General features: G+C 69.9%; 12 protein-coding genes. 8 read left to right on the top strand and 4 right to left on the bottom strand.

Annotated elements, in window-relative coordinates; translation table 11 throughout:
* Positions 1–243 precede the first annotated feature (243 nt).
* From lpxC to recN, 3 genes are all read left to right on the top strand, one after another.
* Entirely contained in the window at positions 244–1,200 is a 957-nt protein-coding gene (lpxC, locus tag ACFQUV_RS25570; protein ID WP_111387645.1) for a UDP-3-O-acyl-N-acetylglucosamine deacetylase, read from the top strand.
* Between the two features lie 268 nt (positions 1,201–1,468).
* Complete coding sequence (locus ACFQUV_RS25565; protein ID WP_111387649.1) at positions 1,469–2,374, top strand: outer membrane protein assembly factor BamD; 906 nt, start codon at positions 1,469–1,471, stop codon at positions 2,372–2,374.
* A 174-nt stretch (positions 2,375–2,548) separates the two neighbouring features.
* The gene (gene recN, locus ACFQUV_RS25560) at positions 2,549–4,216 is read left to right on the top strand and encodes a DNA repair protein RecN (RefSeq protein ID WP_129610745.1); all 1,668 of its coding nucleotides are present in this window, start codon (positions 2,549–2,551) and stop codon (positions 4,214–4,216) included.
* A 133-nt stretch (positions 4,217–4,349) separates the two neighbouring features.
* On the opposite strand, the gene ACFQUV_RS25555 is transcribed toward recN, so the two are convergent.
* Entirely contained in the window at positions 4,350–4,634 is a 285-nt protein-coding gene (locus tag ACFQUV_RS25555; RefSeq protein WP_129610744.1) for a GIY-YIG nuclease family protein, read from the bottom strand.
* Positions 4,635–4,786: 152 nt separating this feature from the next.
* Between ACFQUV_RS25555 and ligA the strand changes: the two genes are divergently transcribed.
* On the top strand, positions 4,787–6,922 hold the full coding sequence (gene ligA / locus ACFQUV_RS25550; RefSeq protein ID WP_129610743.1) for an NAD-dependent DNA ligase LigA: 2,136 nt from the start codon (positions 4,787–4,789) through the stop codon (positions 6,920–6,922).
* A 512-nt stretch (positions 6,923–7,434) separates the two neighbouring features.
* Here ligA and ACFQUV_RS25545 read toward each other — a convergent pair.
* Positions 7,435–7,698, bottom strand: coding sequence for a hypothetical protein (locus ACFQUV_RS25545; protein ID WP_129610742.1), 264 nt, complete (start codon positions 7,696–7,698; stop codon positions 7,435–7,437).
* A 171-nt stretch (positions 7,699–7,869) separates the two neighbouring features.
* Positions 7,870–8,640, bottom strand: a complete 771-nt coding sequence (locus ACFQUV_RS25540) for a FadR/GntR family transcriptional regulator (protein ID WP_129610741.1) — start codon at positions 8,638–8,640, stop codon at positions 7,870–7,872.
* 467 nt (positions 8,641–9,107) lie between these two features.
* Here ACFQUV_RS25540 and ACFQUV_RS25535 point away from each other — a divergent pair, with 467 nt between their 5' ends.
* The 4 genes from ACFQUV_RS25535 to glxR all read left to right on the top strand — a co-directional run bounded on the left by ACFQUV_RS25535 (position 9,108) and on the right by glxR (position 13,367).
* The gene (locus ACFQUV_RS25535; RefSeq protein WP_244601694.1) at positions 9,108–10,118 is read left to right on the top strand and encodes a tripartite tricarboxylate transporter substrate binding protein; all 1,011 of its coding nucleotides are present in this window, start codon (positions 9,108–9,110) and stop codon (positions 10,116–10,118) included.
* Between the two features lie 104 nt (positions 10,119–10,222).
* Positions 10,223–11,566, top strand: coding sequence for a glucarate dehydratase (gene gudD / locus ACFQUV_RS25530; RefSeq protein WP_129610740.1), 1,344 nt, complete (start codon positions 10,223–10,225; stop codon positions 11,564–11,566).
* 36 nt (positions 11,567–11,602) lie between these two features.
* The gene (garL, locus tag ACFQUV_RS25525) at positions 11,603–12,391 is read left to right on the top strand and encodes a 2-dehydro-3-deoxyglucarate aldolase (RefSeq protein WP_129610739.1); all 789 of its coding nucleotides are present in this window, start codon (positions 11,603–11,605) and stop codon (positions 12,389–12,391) included.
* 79 nt (positions 12,392–12,470) lie between these two features.
* Positions 12,471–13,367: a 2-hydroxy-3-oxopropionate reductase gene (gene glxR, locus ACFQUV_RS25520; protein ID WP_129610738.1), complete on the top strand. Its 897-nt coding sequence runs from the start codon at positions 12,471–12,473 to the stop codon at positions 13,365–13,367.
* An 85-nt stretch (positions 13,368–13,452) separates the two neighbouring features.
* Here glxR and ACFQUV_RS25515 read toward each other — a convergent pair whose 3' ends face one another.
* Positions 13,453–14,142, bottom strand: a complete 690-nt coding sequence (locus tag ACFQUV_RS25515) for an SDR family oxidoreductase (RefSeq protein WP_129610737.1) — start codon at positions 14,140–14,142, stop codon at positions 13,453–13,455.
* Position 14,143: the final 1 nt, after the last annotated feature.

Here is a 14,143-nt window from a genome sequence, read left to right as displayed (position 1 = left end):
GGTCGAAACCCGTCGAAATCCAGGTAACAATCGGTAAGAAAGCGTGAATTGGCGCTGCCGGACCATAGGGTTAATGTTCCTGACGGCACGGGGACAGAGTTGGGCCGGAACGCGGCAGCCTGAGCGCGAGCAGAACAGCGACAGGTGTTTCGGCGCTCTGCAACGTCCCGTGGGGGAAAAACTCGACGGACGGCCGCGTGTAAGCCGGCGGCGCGCTGTAGTTTTGGATTGGGACGTTCAGGCATGAAATCCGGCCGACAAGTGACGCTGCGCTCCGACGTGACCGTATCGGGGATCGGCGTGCATTCCGGCGTTCCTGCAACCCTCACCTTGCATCCCGCCGAGCCCGGCACCGGCATCCGGTTCGTCCGGCCCGGTCGCGACGGCCGCCCCGACCAGGAGGTGCGGGCCGACGTGCGCTCGGTGGTGGCCACCGAATTCGCCACCGTGATCGGCGATGCCTCCGGCCCGCTGTGCTCGACCGCCGAGCATGTGCTGGCCACCCTGTCGGGCCTCGGTATCGACAACGCCGTCGTCGAGGTCGACGGTCCCGAGGTGCCGATCATGGACGGCAGCGCCGAGGACTTCGTCACCGCCATCGATCGCGTCGGCCTGGAGCTGACCGCGGCGCCGCGCCGCTTCATCAAGGTGCTGAAGCCGGTGCGGGTCGCCAACGGCCGCTCCTATGGCGAGCTGCGCCCCTATGACCGCGGCATGCGGTTCGAGATCGAGATCGCCTTCGATCACGCCCTGATCGGCCGCCAGAGCATGGCGTTCGACCTCGATCCTCTGCATTTCCGGCGCGAGATCGCCCGCGCCCGCACGTTCGGCTTCATGAGCGACGTGGCGAAGCTGTGGAGCGCCGGCTATGCGCTGGGCGCCAGCTTCGAGAACACCCTTGTGGTCGCGGACAACCGCATCCTCAACCCCGATGGTCTGCGCTGGGCCGACGAGTTCGTGCGCCACAAGGCGCTCGATGCGATCGGCGACCTGGCGCTGGCCGGTGCCCCTCTTCTCGGGGTCTACCGATCGGTCTGCGGCGGCCACAAGCTCAATCATGCGGTGCTCTCGGCCCTGATGGCCGACCGCTCGGCCTGGACGGTGGTCGACGCCGTCGCGCTGGCCCGCAAGACCGTTCGGGGCCGCGCCGAGCTGACCACCGGCGTCGCGGCGCCAGCCTATGGCCCCGACGTGTCCTGACCGGGCCTGCCGGTCCTTCGGAGACACGGGTTTTCAGAGACACGGACGTCAGAGACACCGACTGCGCTCCGTGGGCCGGATCGCCTGCGGGGCGCTCGTCGTCGGGTTCGGTGTGGCCGTGGCGCCACAAGGGCCCGGACGAACAGGGCGGCCGCCACAATCCCGGCCGAATGTCGCGTTCAAGTGCCCCGACAGGGGACAACCGAGCGTCGATCCATCGCGGCCCGGCACAGGGACGCGCGGCGCGGGCCGAGGGGGCTGAGGCGTGATTCGTAATTCGTCGGACCGCGGATCGTCCGGGCGGTCGTCCCGGCACCCGCAGCGCCGGGAGCGCGGTGGCCCGCGCGGGCGCCTGCTGGCGATCCTGCCGCTGCTGATTCTGCTCGCCGGGTGCAGCAGCCTCTCCAACCTGTTCGGCAGCAACGACGACGACATGGGGCCGGAGCTGCCCGCCGACAAGCTCTACAACGAAGGCGTCTACCTGCTGAACGAGAAGGGCTCCGCCAAGGAGGCGGTGAAGAAGTTCGAGGAGGTCGACCGCCAGCACCCGTATTCCGACTGGGCCCGCAAGTCGCTGCTGATGACCGCGTATTCCTATTACGAGACGAAGCAGTACGAGGAGGCGATCGGCGCCGCCAAGCGCTACGTCTCCATGCATCCGGGCAGCCCCGACGTCGCCTATGCCCAGTATCTGATCGGCGCCTCCCATTACGACCAGATCCCCGACGTGACGCGCGACCAGACCCGCACCGAGCGGGCCATCCAGGCGCTCGAGGAGGTGATCCGCAAGTATCCGACCTCGGAATACGCCCAGCAGGCGCGCAAGAAGATCGAGGTCGGCCGCGACCATCTCGCCGCCAAGGAGATGGCGGTCGCGCGCTACTACATGGAGAAGAAGAACTTCATCGGCGCCATCAACCGCTTCAAGGTGGTGGTCACGCAGTATCAGACGACCCGGCATGTCGAGGAGGCGCTGATGCGCCTCACCGAATGTTACATGATGCTCGGCATCGCCAACGAGGCGCAGACCGCCGCCGCCGTGCTGGGCCACAACTTCCCGGACAGTCCGTGGTACAAGGACGCCTACAGGCTGGTGAAGGGCGGCGGCTTCGAGCCGTCGGAGAACAAGGGCTCGTGGATCAGCCGCGCCTTCAAGAAGGTCGGGCTGGGCTGAGAGACCGCGCCGCAGTCGCGGCCAGCGGGGCGGGTTGCGAATTTGTTCGACGGCCGGGCTTGTCCCGGCCGTTCGCGTTCTTGTAGAGACGCGCGGACGCCTCGGCGTCACGCCCGGCGCTCGGGCCGGTCCGGCCCCGGCGCCGTCCGCGTGCGGCTCACGAGTGGACGAAACATGCTGGCCCGCCTCTCGATCCGCGACATCGTCCTCATCGATCGGCTCGACCTCGATTTCGGGAACGGGCTCGCGGTGCTCACCGGCGAGACCGGCGCCGGCAAGTCGATCCTGCTCGATGCCTTCGCGCTGGCGCTCGGGGCCCGCGGCGACGCCGCCCTGGTGCGCAACGGCGCCGAGCAGGGGCAGGTGACGGCGGTGTTCGAGCCGGCCGCCGACCATCCGGTGCACGCGCTGCTCGCCGGTAACGACATCGCGACCGACGATGCGCTGATCCTGCGCCGCGTCCAGCTCGCCGACGGCCGCACCCGCGCCTTCGTCAACGATCAGCCGGTGTCGGTGCAGGTGCTGAAGAGTCTCGGCGAGATGCTGGTCGAAATCCACGGCCAGCACGATGCCCGCGCTCTCGTCGATGCCGCGAGCCACCGCCGGCTGCTCGACGCCTATGGCGGGCTCGAGCGCGAGACCGACGAGGTCGGCCGCTTGTGGGTGGCGCGGCGCGACGCCCACGCGGCGCTGGCGGCCCAGCGCGCCGAGGTGGAGCGGGCGCAGCGCGAGGCCGACTGGCTGCGCCACGCGGTCGACGAGCTGACCAAGCTCGCGCCCGAGCCCGGCGAGGAGACCACGCTGGCCGAGCGGCGCACCACCATGATGCAGGCCGAGAAGGTGGCCGATGATCTGCGCGACGCGCTCGCCGTGGTGTCGGGGCCGCAATCGCCGGTGACGGCGCTCGCCGCCGCGCTGCGGCGCCTGGAGCGCCGGCAGGGCGGTGCCGCCTTCGTGGCGCCGGCCGTGACGGCGATCGATGCGGCGCTCGGGGCGCTCGACGAGGCGCGCCGCGAGGTCGAGGCGTCGCTCGCCGCCGCGGCGCACGATCCCGCCACCCTGGAGCGGATCGAGGAGCGGCTGTTCGCGCTGCGCGCCGCCGCCCGCAAGCACAATGTGGCGGTCGATTCGCTCGCCGCGCTGGCGGAGCGCCATGCGGCCGATCTCGCCCGCATGGATGCGGGCGCCGAGCGGCTGGCGGGGCTGGAGAAGGAGGCGGCCGCGCTGGCGGCCCGCTTCGACGCCGCCGCGGCGGCGCTGTCGAGCCGGCGGCGACGGGCCGCCGAGGCGCTCGACAAGGCGGTGAACGCCGAGCTGAAGCCGCTGAAGCTGGAGCGCGCCCGCTTCGCCACCGCGATCGCCGGCGAGGCGGACAAGCCCGGCCCGCATGGGATCGACCGTGTCGAGTTCCACGTGCAGACCAATCCGGGCACGACGCCGGGGCCGCTCGTCAAGGTCGCGTCGGGTGGCGAGCTGTCGCGCTTCCTGCTCGCCCTCAAGGTGGTGATCGCCGACCGTGGCTCGGCGCCGACGCTGGTGTTCGACGAGATCGACACGGCGGTCGGCGGCGCCGTCGCCGATGCCATCGGGGTGCGGCTCGCCCGGCTCGGGCGGCGCGTCCAGGTGATCGCGGTGACCCATGCGCCCCAGGTGGCGGCCCGTGCCGGCCGGCACCTGCTGATCAGCAAGGGGGCGCTCGACCGCGGCAAGCGGGTGGCGACCCGGGTGGCGGTGCTCGATGCCGACACCCGGCGCGAGGAGATCGCCCGCATGCTGTCGGGCGCCGAGATCACTGCGGAGGCGCGCGCCGCCGCCGACCGCCTGCTCGATGCGGCGGGGTGATGTCGGTGCCGGTCATTCGGGGGCGGGCCGAACGCGCGAACTCGGGACCCAGCCGCGCGAATCAGGGTCTGTCACTGGGCTGGATTCCGGGCTCGCGGCTTCGCCGCGCCCCGGAATGACCGAACCGGCTCACTCAACTCGTGATCTCCGGATACAGGTCCCTCCAATCCGGATTATCCTTCTCGATCAGCGCGATCTTCCATGCCCGGCGCCACTTCTTGATGTCCTTTTCCCGTGCGATCGCCGTGATCGGGTCATCGTGGCATTCGAACCAGACGAGGCGGTCGACGTCGTATCGCGATGTGAACCCGGGCAACGACTTCGACTTGTGTTGATAAATGCGACGCACGAGGTCCCGCGTGATCCCGAGGTAGAGCGTTCCTTGTTTTCGGCTCGCGAGAAGATAAACGTAGAACATCGGATGCGTGGCGGTTCACGGTCATTCCGGGGCGCGCCGAAGGCGCGAACCCGGAATCCAGCCAAGTCGACAACGTTCGTTCCCGGGCGGATTCCGGGTTCGCGGGCTGGTAGCCCGCGCCCCGAGAATGACCGCAATGTACGGTCGATCTTATGACGTCGAAGTCTCGTCCCACCACCCCCGTCGACGATCTCACGATCGACGAGGCCGCCACCGAGCTCGCGCGGCTCGCCGAGGAGATCGCGGCGCACGACCGCCGGTACTATCAGGACGACGCGCCGACCGTCTCGGATGCCGAGTACGACGCGCTGCGCCTCCGCAATGCGGCGATCGAGGCGCGCTTTCCGGAGCTGATCAGGACCGATTCTCCATCGCGAAAGGTCGGCGCGGCGCCGACCGGGCGGTTCCGCAAGGTGCGCCATGCGGTGCCGATGCTGTCGCTCGACAACGCCTTCGCGGACGAGGACGTGGCCGAGTTCATCGCCCGCATCCGCCGCTTCCTCAACCTGCCGCCGGACGCGGCGATCGCCTTCAGCGCCGAGCCGAAGATCGACGGCCTGTCGATGTCGCTGCGCTACGAGAAGGGCGAGCTGGTGGGCGCGGCGACGCGCGGCGACGGCACCGAGGGCGAGGACGTCACCGCCAACATCCGCACGCTCGCCGACGTGCCGAAGCGCCTAAAAGGACAGACTCTGCCGGCGGTGTGCGAGGTGCGCGGCGAGGTCTACATGACCAAGGCGGCGTTCCTGGCGCTCAACGAGCAGCAGCGGGCGGCGGGCGAGCCGGTGTTCGCCAATCCGCGCAATTCGGCGGCCGGATCGCTGCGCCAGAAGAACCCCGCCGTGACGGCATCACGCCCGCTCGGCTTCTTCGCCTATGCGTGGGGCGAGATGACCACGATGCCGGCCGACACCCAGTCCGGCATGATCAAGTGGTTCGAGAGTTGCGGCTTCAAGACCAATCCGCTGACCCGGCTGTGCGGCTCGCCCGAGGCGCTGATCGCGTTCCACCGCGAGATCGGACTCGAGCGTGCGAACCTCGCCTACGATATCGACGGCGTCGTCTACAAGGTCGATCGCCTCGACTGGCAGGAGCGCCTCGGCTTCGTGTCGCGCACGCCCCGCTGGGCGATCGCCCACAAGTTCCCGGCCGAGCGCGCCACCACGCTGCTGCGCGAGATCGACATCCAGGTCGGCCGCACCGGCGCCCACACGCCGGTCGCCAAGCTGGAGCCGGTCACGGTGGGTGGTGTCGTGGTGCAGAACGCCACGCTGCACAATGCTGACGAGATCGCCCGCCTCGACGTGCGGATCGGTGACACGGTGGAGATCCAGCGGGCCGGCGACGTGATCCCGCAGGTGGTGCGGGTGCTGACCGAGAAGCGGCCCGCCGATGCGGTGCCGTACGAGTTTCCGACCCACTGCCGATGCGAGCTGAAGACGCCGCTGGTGCGCGAGACCACGGCCGGCGGCGAGGCCGGTGCGGTGGCGCGCTGCTCGGGCGAGTTCGCCTGCCCGTTCCAGAAGATGGAACATCTGCGTCACTTCGTGTCACGTCGCGCCTTCGACATCGAGGGCCTGGGCGAGAAGCAGATCGCCTTCTTCTTCGACGACGAGGACCTTCCCGTGCGCGAGCCGGCCGACATCTTCACGCTGCGCCGGCGCGACGAGGCGAACTTCAAGAAGCTGAAGGACAAGGAAGGGTTCGGCAGCGTCTCGGTGAAGAACCTGTTGGACGCCATCGACGCCCGCCGCACCATCGCGCTCGAACGCTTCGTCTACGCGCTCGGCATCCGCCATGTCGGCGAGACGACGGCGCGCCAGCTCGCCCGCGCCTACGGGTCATGGGACGCCTTCGCGGCGGCGGCGGAGCGCATCGCGGCCGGCGACGAGGAGGCGCGGGCCGAGATGGACGCCATCGATCAGATCGGCGACGCCGTTGTGGACGCCGTCGCCAAGTACTTCGGCGAGGCGCACAACCGCCGTGTCGTCGAGAGTCTGGTGGCAGAGCTCGACAGCATCGAGATGGCCGAGAAGCCGCGCAGCGCGACGCCGGTCGCCGGCAAGACCGTGGTGTTCACCGGCACGCTGGAGAAGATGACACGCGACGAGGCGAAGGCGATGGCCGAGCGCCTCGGCGCCAAGGTGGCCGGCTCGGTGTCGAAGAAGACCGACTACCTCGTCGCCGGCCCGGGGGCCGGCTCCAAGCTCGCCAAGGCGCGCGACGCCGGCGTCACCGTTCTCACCGAGGACGAGTGGTTCGCATTGGTGGGCGAGGGGCCGACCTGACGGGACCCCACCCTCTCCGGCGCGGAGGGTGCTCCGACGCGCTCCTGGAACAGCGCACCCCCGCAACACCGCGCTCCTGGAACAGAACGCCGACTCACACTGTTTCGGGTGATCAGTTCGCCGTCGTTCCGGGGCGCGGCAAAGCCGCGAACCCGGAACCCAGCGGCAAACATCGAACGCTCGGCTGGATTCCGGACAGCCGCTTCGCGGCTTCCGGAATGACCACCAAATGGATCAGCCGGATCTCGCATCATACCGATGGCCGCTGATGCCGACTCGTCACGCTCGGCCTCGTGCCGGCATCCACGACTTCAGGCCGAGCAGCAACGGCCCGGCCATGACGGAGAGTGCAGAGTGCTGCCGTCGGTATCACACAAGGACGAGCCCGATCAGGGGGCGAAGCCTGATCGGGGCTCTCGATCCGGCGCGACGGGCGCCGAACCGTGCGGGCACGACGTGCGGGCATGATATGCGGGCACGACGTGCAGACGCGAACCGCGACGTCCGTGCAATCACGCCGCATGGGCGGCGGCTATCCGGGCCGCGGGCCGCCGCCGGGTCGCACGTCGACACGTGACTTCGGATACTTCGATGATATCGGCCCAGCGGTTCCACTGCGAGACGTTGTGCAGTCTCTCGTACTCTCGCTCGGCCTGCGCGACGGCGCTGTCGGGGGTGTCCGCATTCCTGATCTCGAGAATATCCTGCAAGCAGCAGAACGGATGGCCGTCGGAGCTGAGCAGGGTCTTGAAGAAGCGGACCTGGTAGGTCGCCATCGGGTCTCTCCCCGTCGTGTTGTGTCTCCTGCTGGTTTTCTCCCGGGGCTGATTTCCTCGCGGATCGATTCTAGACAGCCGGCGGGCGCGGAAACTTGCGCGGCTTCGGGATGCCGATCAAACTCGCGTGAAGGGGCGGCCACAGCGGCCTCCGGCGGTGAAGCGCCGCCGTCACTCCGCGGAGGCGGGCGGCTCGCTCGCCCGCCGCAGCCGCTCGCGACTGTTGGCGAGATGCATCCGCATGCCGGCGCGTGCCGATTCGGCGTCGCCGCGGCGGATGGCGTCGAGGATCGCCTCGTGCTCACGGTTGGTGCGCGACAGGTAGGACTCGCTAGATTCGGCCGCGAGGCGCGTGGTGTCGAGCCGGGTGCGCGGGATGGTGGCGGTGCCGAGCTGACGGAAGATGCTCTCGAAGTAGCGGTTGCCGGTGGCCAGCGCGACCTGCATGTGAAAACGGAAGTCGGCGTCGACGCCGGCACGGCCCGCCGCGATGTCGGCCTCGAAGTCGTCGACGGCGCGTTGCATCTCGGCGAGCTGCGCGTCGGTTCGCCGCCGCGCCGCCAGCGCCGCCGCCTCGGTCTCCAGGCTGATGCGCAGCTCCAGCATGGCGAGCACGTCGCGCAGCGTCACCACGGTGCCGATCTCGACCGGGGCCACGGGCGGGGCGCACACGAAGGTGCCGATCCCGTGCCGGGTGGCGACCAGGCCGCTCGCCTGGAGCCGCGAGATCGCCTCGCGCACCACGGTGCGGCTCACCCCGTGCTCCGCCATCACGGCCTGCTCGGTCGGCAGCTTGTCGCCCGGGCGATAGGCGCCGCCGCGGATGCGCGCCGTGATGGCGGCCACCACGGTTTCGGCGAGGCTGGGGCGGCGCTGCCGGTCGGGCGTCGCCGCGGCTTCGGCGGGCGGGGTGCTTCTCTCGGCGTGACCGGCCGGTGACATCGTTTCGTCCGGGGATTCGGTCGGCGGCGCCGTCGCGCGCGTCGTGTCCGGGGCAGGGTGGGTCATGGCGGCTGGCCTCACAGCGGCATTTTGCTCAGGATCAAGTCATCATACATCATACGATAAAACGGGGGAAGACCTGCGGTGCTTTGACCACCTGCGTATTGTTGCCTATTGAGTGAACATCAGGCCATGGGCCATGGTAGCCGCGGATCTAGTCATATGACAACATATGATGATAGGACCTGTCGCATCCCGGAGCCCCGCCGCCCTGCAACCGTTCGAGGCAAGGTGATGACCTGCTCCCCGCGGCTCGGCCGCTCCGCATCCGAGGCGATCCCGACGGCGGGCTCGGGCCTGTCGCTCCCCGGGATCGCGCCGTGACCCTCGCCGTGTTCTGTCCGCACCCGTGACCTGAGGCTGCCGTCGGCCCGCGGCCGACCGGATCTCTGCTGGAGGAGAACCCCATGATGCTCGATCTCGTCACCCGCGCCAAACGGACGCCCGTGGCGCTCACGGCCGCCTTCGCGGTCGCGACGGCGGCCGTCGTGGCGGTGGCTGCCCCCGCGGCGGCCGGCCCCTGGCCCGATCACGCCGTCACCGTGGTGGTGCCGTTCCCGGCCGGCGGCTCGACCGACATGGTGGCCCGCACGGTGGCCCAGAAGCTCAACGAGAAGCTGGGCCAGCCCTTCGTGGTGGAGAACCGCTCGGGTGCCACCGGCGCCATCGGCGCCACCTCGGTGGCGCGCGCGCAGCCCGATGGTTACACCTTCCTGGTCGCCTCGATCGGCGTCTACGCCACCAACCCGTTCCTGCAACCGAAGCTCCAGTACGATCCGCTGAAGGACTTCGACCTGCTCACCGTGGCGGTGCGCGCCCCCAACGTGCTGGTCGCCACGCCCAAGTTCCCGGCCAGCTCGGTGGCCGAGCTGATCGCGGAGCTGAAGAAGAATCCCGGCAAGGTGTCGTTCGCCAGCTCGGGTGCCGGCTCCTCCGACCATCTCACCGCGGCGCTGTTCTGGCAGAAGACCGGCACCACCGGGCTGCACGTTCCCTATCGCGGCGGCGCCCCGGCGATCAGCGATCTCGTCGCCGGCCACGTCGACGTGTCGTTCCAGAACATCAACGCGGTGATCAGCCAGATCAAGGGCGGCAATCTCAGGGTGCTCGCGGTGACCGGCGACAAGCGCTCGCCGCTGCTGCCCGACGTGCCGACCCTGTCCGAAGCCGGCGTCGTCGGCGCCGACGTGTTCTCGTGGCAGGCGATCGCCGCCCCCAAGGGGCTACCGGCCGACGTGAGGACCAAGCTGCACGCCGAGATCGCCGCCGCCCTCAATGCGCCCGACGTGAAGCCGCGCATGGAGGAGATCGGCTTCGAGATCGTCGCCAACACGCCGGACGAGTTCCGCGCGTTCCTGACCCAGGAGCTCGCCCGCTGGAAGCAGGTGATCGAGGACGGCAAGATCTCCATCGAGTGACCGACTGCGACGCGCACCCGCGCTTCGGAGCGTGGGTGCCGTCTCGACACACTGCCGCGGCGCCGGCCCGCTCGCCGGGTGACCGCGAACCGCAAGGACCTCCCATGACCCGCCAGGACACCGCCGGAACCCCGGTGGTCACCGCCGTGACCGTGATCCCGGTCGCCGGCCGCGACTCGATGCTGCTCAATCTCAGCGGCGCGCACGGCCCGTTCTTCACCCGCAACCTGGTGCTCCTCACCGACTCGTCCGGCCACACCGGCATCGGCGAGGTGCCGGGCGGCGAGGCGATCCGCCGGACTCTGGAAGATGCGGCACCGCTCGTCACCGGCCAGCCGATCGGCGCCTACAATGCCATCCTGAACCGGGTGCGGAGCACCTTCGCGGCGCGCGACGCCGGCGGCCGCGGTGTCCAGACCTTCGACCTGCGCGTCACCATCCATGCCGTCACGGCGCTGGAGGCGGCGCTGCTCGATCTGCTCGGCCAGCATCTCGGCGTGCCGGTGGCGGCGCTCCTCGGCGAAGGCCAGCAGCGCGACGCCGTCGACGTGCTCGGCTATCTCTTCTACATCGGCGACCGCACCCGGACGCCGCTTCCCTACGAGGCGCCCCCCGAGAGAGGCGACGACTGGCAGCGGCTCCGCCACGCGGTGGCGCTGACACCCGCCGCTGTGGTGCGGCTCGCCGAGGCGGCGGAAGCCCGCTACGGCTTCCGCGACTTCAAGCTCAAGGGCGGCGTGCTGGCCGGCGACGAGGAGGTCGCCGCGGTGACGGCGCTCAAGCAGCGCTTCCCGGACGCCCGCATCACCCTCGATCCCAACGGGGCCTGGCCGCTCGACGAGGCGATCCGGCTGTGCCGCGGCCTGGGTGACGTGCTCGCCTATGCGGAGGACCCGTGCGGCGCCGAAGCCGGCTTCTCGGGCCGTGAGGTGATGGCCGAGTTCCGCCGAGCCACAGGGCTGCCGACCGCCACCAATATGATCGCCACCGACTGGCGCGAGATGGCGCATGCGCTGATGCTCCAGGCGGTCGACATCCCGCTCGCCGATCCCCATTTCTGGACGCTTCAGGGCTCGGTGCGTGTCGCCCAGACCTGCCGCGACTTCGGCCTCACCTGGGGCTCGCACTCCAACAATCACTTAGACGTGTCGCTCGCCATGTTCACCCATGCGGCGGCGGCGGCGCCCGGCCGGGTGACGGCGATCGACACCCATTGGATCTGGCAGGACGGCCAGTTCCTCACCCGCGAGCCGCTGCGCATCGTCGGCGGCCGCATTCGGGTCCCGGACGCGCCGGGCCTCGGCGTCTCGCTCGACATGGACGCGGTCGCGGCGGCCCATGAGCTGTACAAGACGCATGGCCTCGGCGCCCGCGACGATGCCGTCGCCATGCAGTTCCTCGTTCCCGGCTGGACCTTCGACCGCAAGAGGCCCTGCCTGGTCCGCTGATCCTCGCTCTCCCGCACGCCCCCACGGACACCTGTCATGACAACCGCTCCGTATCGTCCTTTCCCCAACCAGTTCCGCGCCGATGTCCGGGCCGAGAAGCGCCTGATCGGCTGCTGGGCGTCGCTCGCCAGCCCGATCACCACCGAGATCCTGGGGCTCGCCGGCTTCGACTGGATTCTGCTCGATGCCGAGCACTCGCCCAATGACGTGCTGAGCCTGGTGCCGCAGCTGATGGCGCTGAAGGACAGCGCCTCGGCCCCGGTGGTGCGGCCGCCGTGGAACGAGCCGGTGATCATCAAGCGGCTCCTCGACATCGGCTTCCACAATTTTCTCGTTCCGTATGTCGAGTCCGTCGAGGAGGCGGAGCGCGCCGTCGCCTCCACCCGCTATCCGCCGCGCGGCGTCCGCGGCGTCTCGATCGCCCAGCGCAGCAATCGCTACGGCACGCTCAATGCCGAGGGCTACTTCCCGGGCATCGACGACAACATCACGGTGCTGTTGCAGATCGAGACCCGCAAGGCGGTCGAGGCGGTGGACGCGATCGCGGCGGTCGATGGCGTCGACGGCCTGTTCGTCGGACCGAACGATCTCGCTGCCGCCTACGGGCATCTCGCCAACCCGGCGCATCCCGAGGTGCAGGAGGTGATCAGGTACATCTTCGATCGCACCCGGGCGGCCGGCAAGGCGGCCGGTATCCTCACCGGGGTGGAGGCGGAGGCGCGCCGCTATCTCGACTGGGGCGCCAGCTTCGTCGCGGTCGGCAGCGATCTCGGCCTGTTCCGCGGCGCCACCCAGGCGCTGCGCGACAAGTTCAAGGCCGGCTGAGCGCGACGCTCCGCTTGCATCTTCGGCGGTCGGAGCCGTGCCGGCGCCGGCCGCCGCGACCATCCGAAGGAGACACCACATGAGCAAGATCGGCTTCGTCGGCCTCGGCATCATGGGCACGCCGATGGCGGCCCACCTGATCGCCGGAGGCCATCAGCTCTTCCTCTACGACCTGCGGCCGCCGAAGCCCGAGCTGACCGACAAAGGCGGCATCGCCTGCGCGTCCGCCAAGGAGGTCGCGGAGAAGTCCGACATCGTCATCGTCATGGTGCCGGACACGCCGGACGTCGGCGCCGCCCTGTTTGCCGAGAGCGGCATCGCGGCCGGACTGTCCAAGGGCAAGATCGTCGTCGACATGAGCTCGATCTCGCCGATCGAGACCAAGGCGTATGCGGCGAAGATCGAGGCGCTCGGCTGCGATTATCTCGACGCGCCGGTGTCGGGCGGCGAGGTCGGCGCCAGGCAGGCGTCGCTCACCATCATGGTGGGCGGCAAGCCGGCCGTGTTCGAGACGGTGAAGCCGCTGTTCGAGCTGATGGGCAAGAACATCACGCTGGTCGGCGACATCGGGGCCGGGCAGACCTGCAAGGTGGCGAACCAGATCATCGTGGCGCTCACCATCGAGGCGGTGGGCGAGGCGCTGCTGTTCGCCTCCAAGGCGGGCGCCGATCCGGCCAAGGTGCGCCAGGCCCTGATGGGCGGCTTCGCCAACTCGCGCATCCTGGAGCTGCACGGCGACCGCATGGTCAAGCGCACCTTCGATCCGGGCTTCCGCATCGAGCTGCACCAGAAGGATCTCAACCTCGCGCTGTCGGCGGCGCGCGCCATGGGGATGAGCCTGCCCAACACGGCGACCGCGCAGGAGCTGTTCAACGCCTGCGCGGCGCGCGGCGGCTCCAAGTGGGATCACTCGGCGATGGTGCGGGCGCTGGAGCTGCTCGCCGACCACGAGATCGGCCAGACGCCGAAAGCCTGACGTCGCGTTGCATCGCCGTCGCGTCGATCATCCGTCGGCGCGGCGGAGCACCGCCGATCCGGCCCGATGCCGTCGAGGGTGATGATCACCACTCCAGGCTTTTGCCGTCGTGGTCGAAGAAGCCGCCGGTCTGGGCCATCGTCAGGCCGTCGATCACCGCGACGAGGCCGCGGGTGGACTGCTCGACCGTGAGGGCCGCGCCGGCGCCGCCCATGTCGGTCCTCACCCAGCCGGGATGCACGACCACGACGATGATGCCGGACGGGCGCAGCTCCGCCGCCAGCCCCTGCATCACCTTGTTGACCGCCGCCTTGGAGGCCCGGTAGGCGACGTCGCCGGGCGGCGCGGTGGAGAGCTGGCCCATGATGCTCGACACGGTGACGATGCGCGGCCGCTCGCCGGCCCGCAGGTTCGGCAGCAGCGCCTGGGCGACACGCAGCGGCGCCAGCGTGTTGACGGCGAGCGTCTGCGCGAAGCCGTCGAAATCCATGTCGAGGGCGCTCTGCCGGCGGGGGCCGCGCAGGCCCGCATTGTTGATCAGCACGTCGAGCGGCTGCCCGTCGAGAGCCGCCGCGAGAGCCGCCACCGAGGCGTCGTCGCCGACATCGAGACGATGCGCGCTGACGCGCCCGGCGTGACGCGCCGTGAGTTCGGCGAGCGCCGGTGTCGCCGGATCGCGGGCGCAGGCGAGCACACGGTCACCCCGGGCCGCGAGCCTGTCGACCAGGCCGAGGCCGATGCCGCGGCTGGCGCCGGTGACGAGGATCGTGGGCATC

The sequence above is a fragment of the Rhodoplanes sp. P11 genome, assembly GCF_964266735.1.
In the GTDB taxonomy this organism is placed as follows: domain Bacteria; phylum Pseudomonadota; class Alphaproteobacteria; order Rhizobiales; family Xanthobacteraceae; genus Rhodoplanes; species Rhodoplanes serenus.
The sequence above is the reverse complement of the archived record's forward strand: the minus strand, read 5'-3'. Positions and strand labels throughout refer to the sequence as shown.

Bases quoted from the DNA above. Each gene is read 5' to 3' on its own strand.
- garL (WP_129610739.1), top strand. From the start codon at position 11,603: ATGACAACCGCTCCGTATCGTCCTTTCCCCAACCAGTTCCGCGCCGAT.
- ACFQUV_RS25515 (WP_129610737.1), bottom strand. From the start codon at position 14,142: ATGCCCACGATCCTCGTCACCGGCGCCAGCCGCGGCATCGGCCTCGGC.
- ACFQUV_RS25540 (WP_129610741.1), bottom strand. From the start codon at position 8,640: ATGTCACCGGCCGGTCACGCCGAGAGAAGCACCCCGCCCGCCGAAGCC.
- ACFQUV_RS25555 (WP_129610744.1), bottom strand. From the start codon at position 4,634: ATGTTCTACGTTTATCTTCTCGCGAGCCGAAAACAAGGAACGCTCTAC.
- glxR (WP_129610738.1), top strand. From the start codon at position 12,471: ATGAGCAAGATCGGCTTCGTCGGCCTCGGCATCATGGGCACGCCGATG.
- recN (WP_129610745.1), top strand. From the start codon at position 2,549: ATGCTGGCCCGCCTCTCGATCCGCGACATCGTCCTCATCGATCGGCTC.
- lpxC (WP_111387645.1), top strand. From the start codon at position 244: ATGAAATCCGGCCGACAAGTGACGCTGCGCTCCGACGTGACCGTATCG.
- ligA (WP_129610743.1), top strand. From the start codon at position 4,787: ATGACGTCGAAGTCTCGTCCCACCACCCCCGTCGACGATCTCACGATC.
- gudD (WP_129610740.1), top strand. From the start codon at position 10,223: ATGACCCGCCAGGACACCGCCGGAACCCCGGTGGTCACCGCCGTGACC.
- ACFQUV_RS25545 (WP_129610742.1), bottom strand. From the start codon at position 7,698: ATGGCGACCTACCAGGTCCGCTTCTTCAAGACCCTGCTCAGCTCCGAC.
- ACFQUV_RS25535 (WP_244601694.1), top strand. From the start codon at position 9,108: ATGATGCTCGATCTCGTCACCCGCGCCAAACGGACGCCCGTGGCGCTC.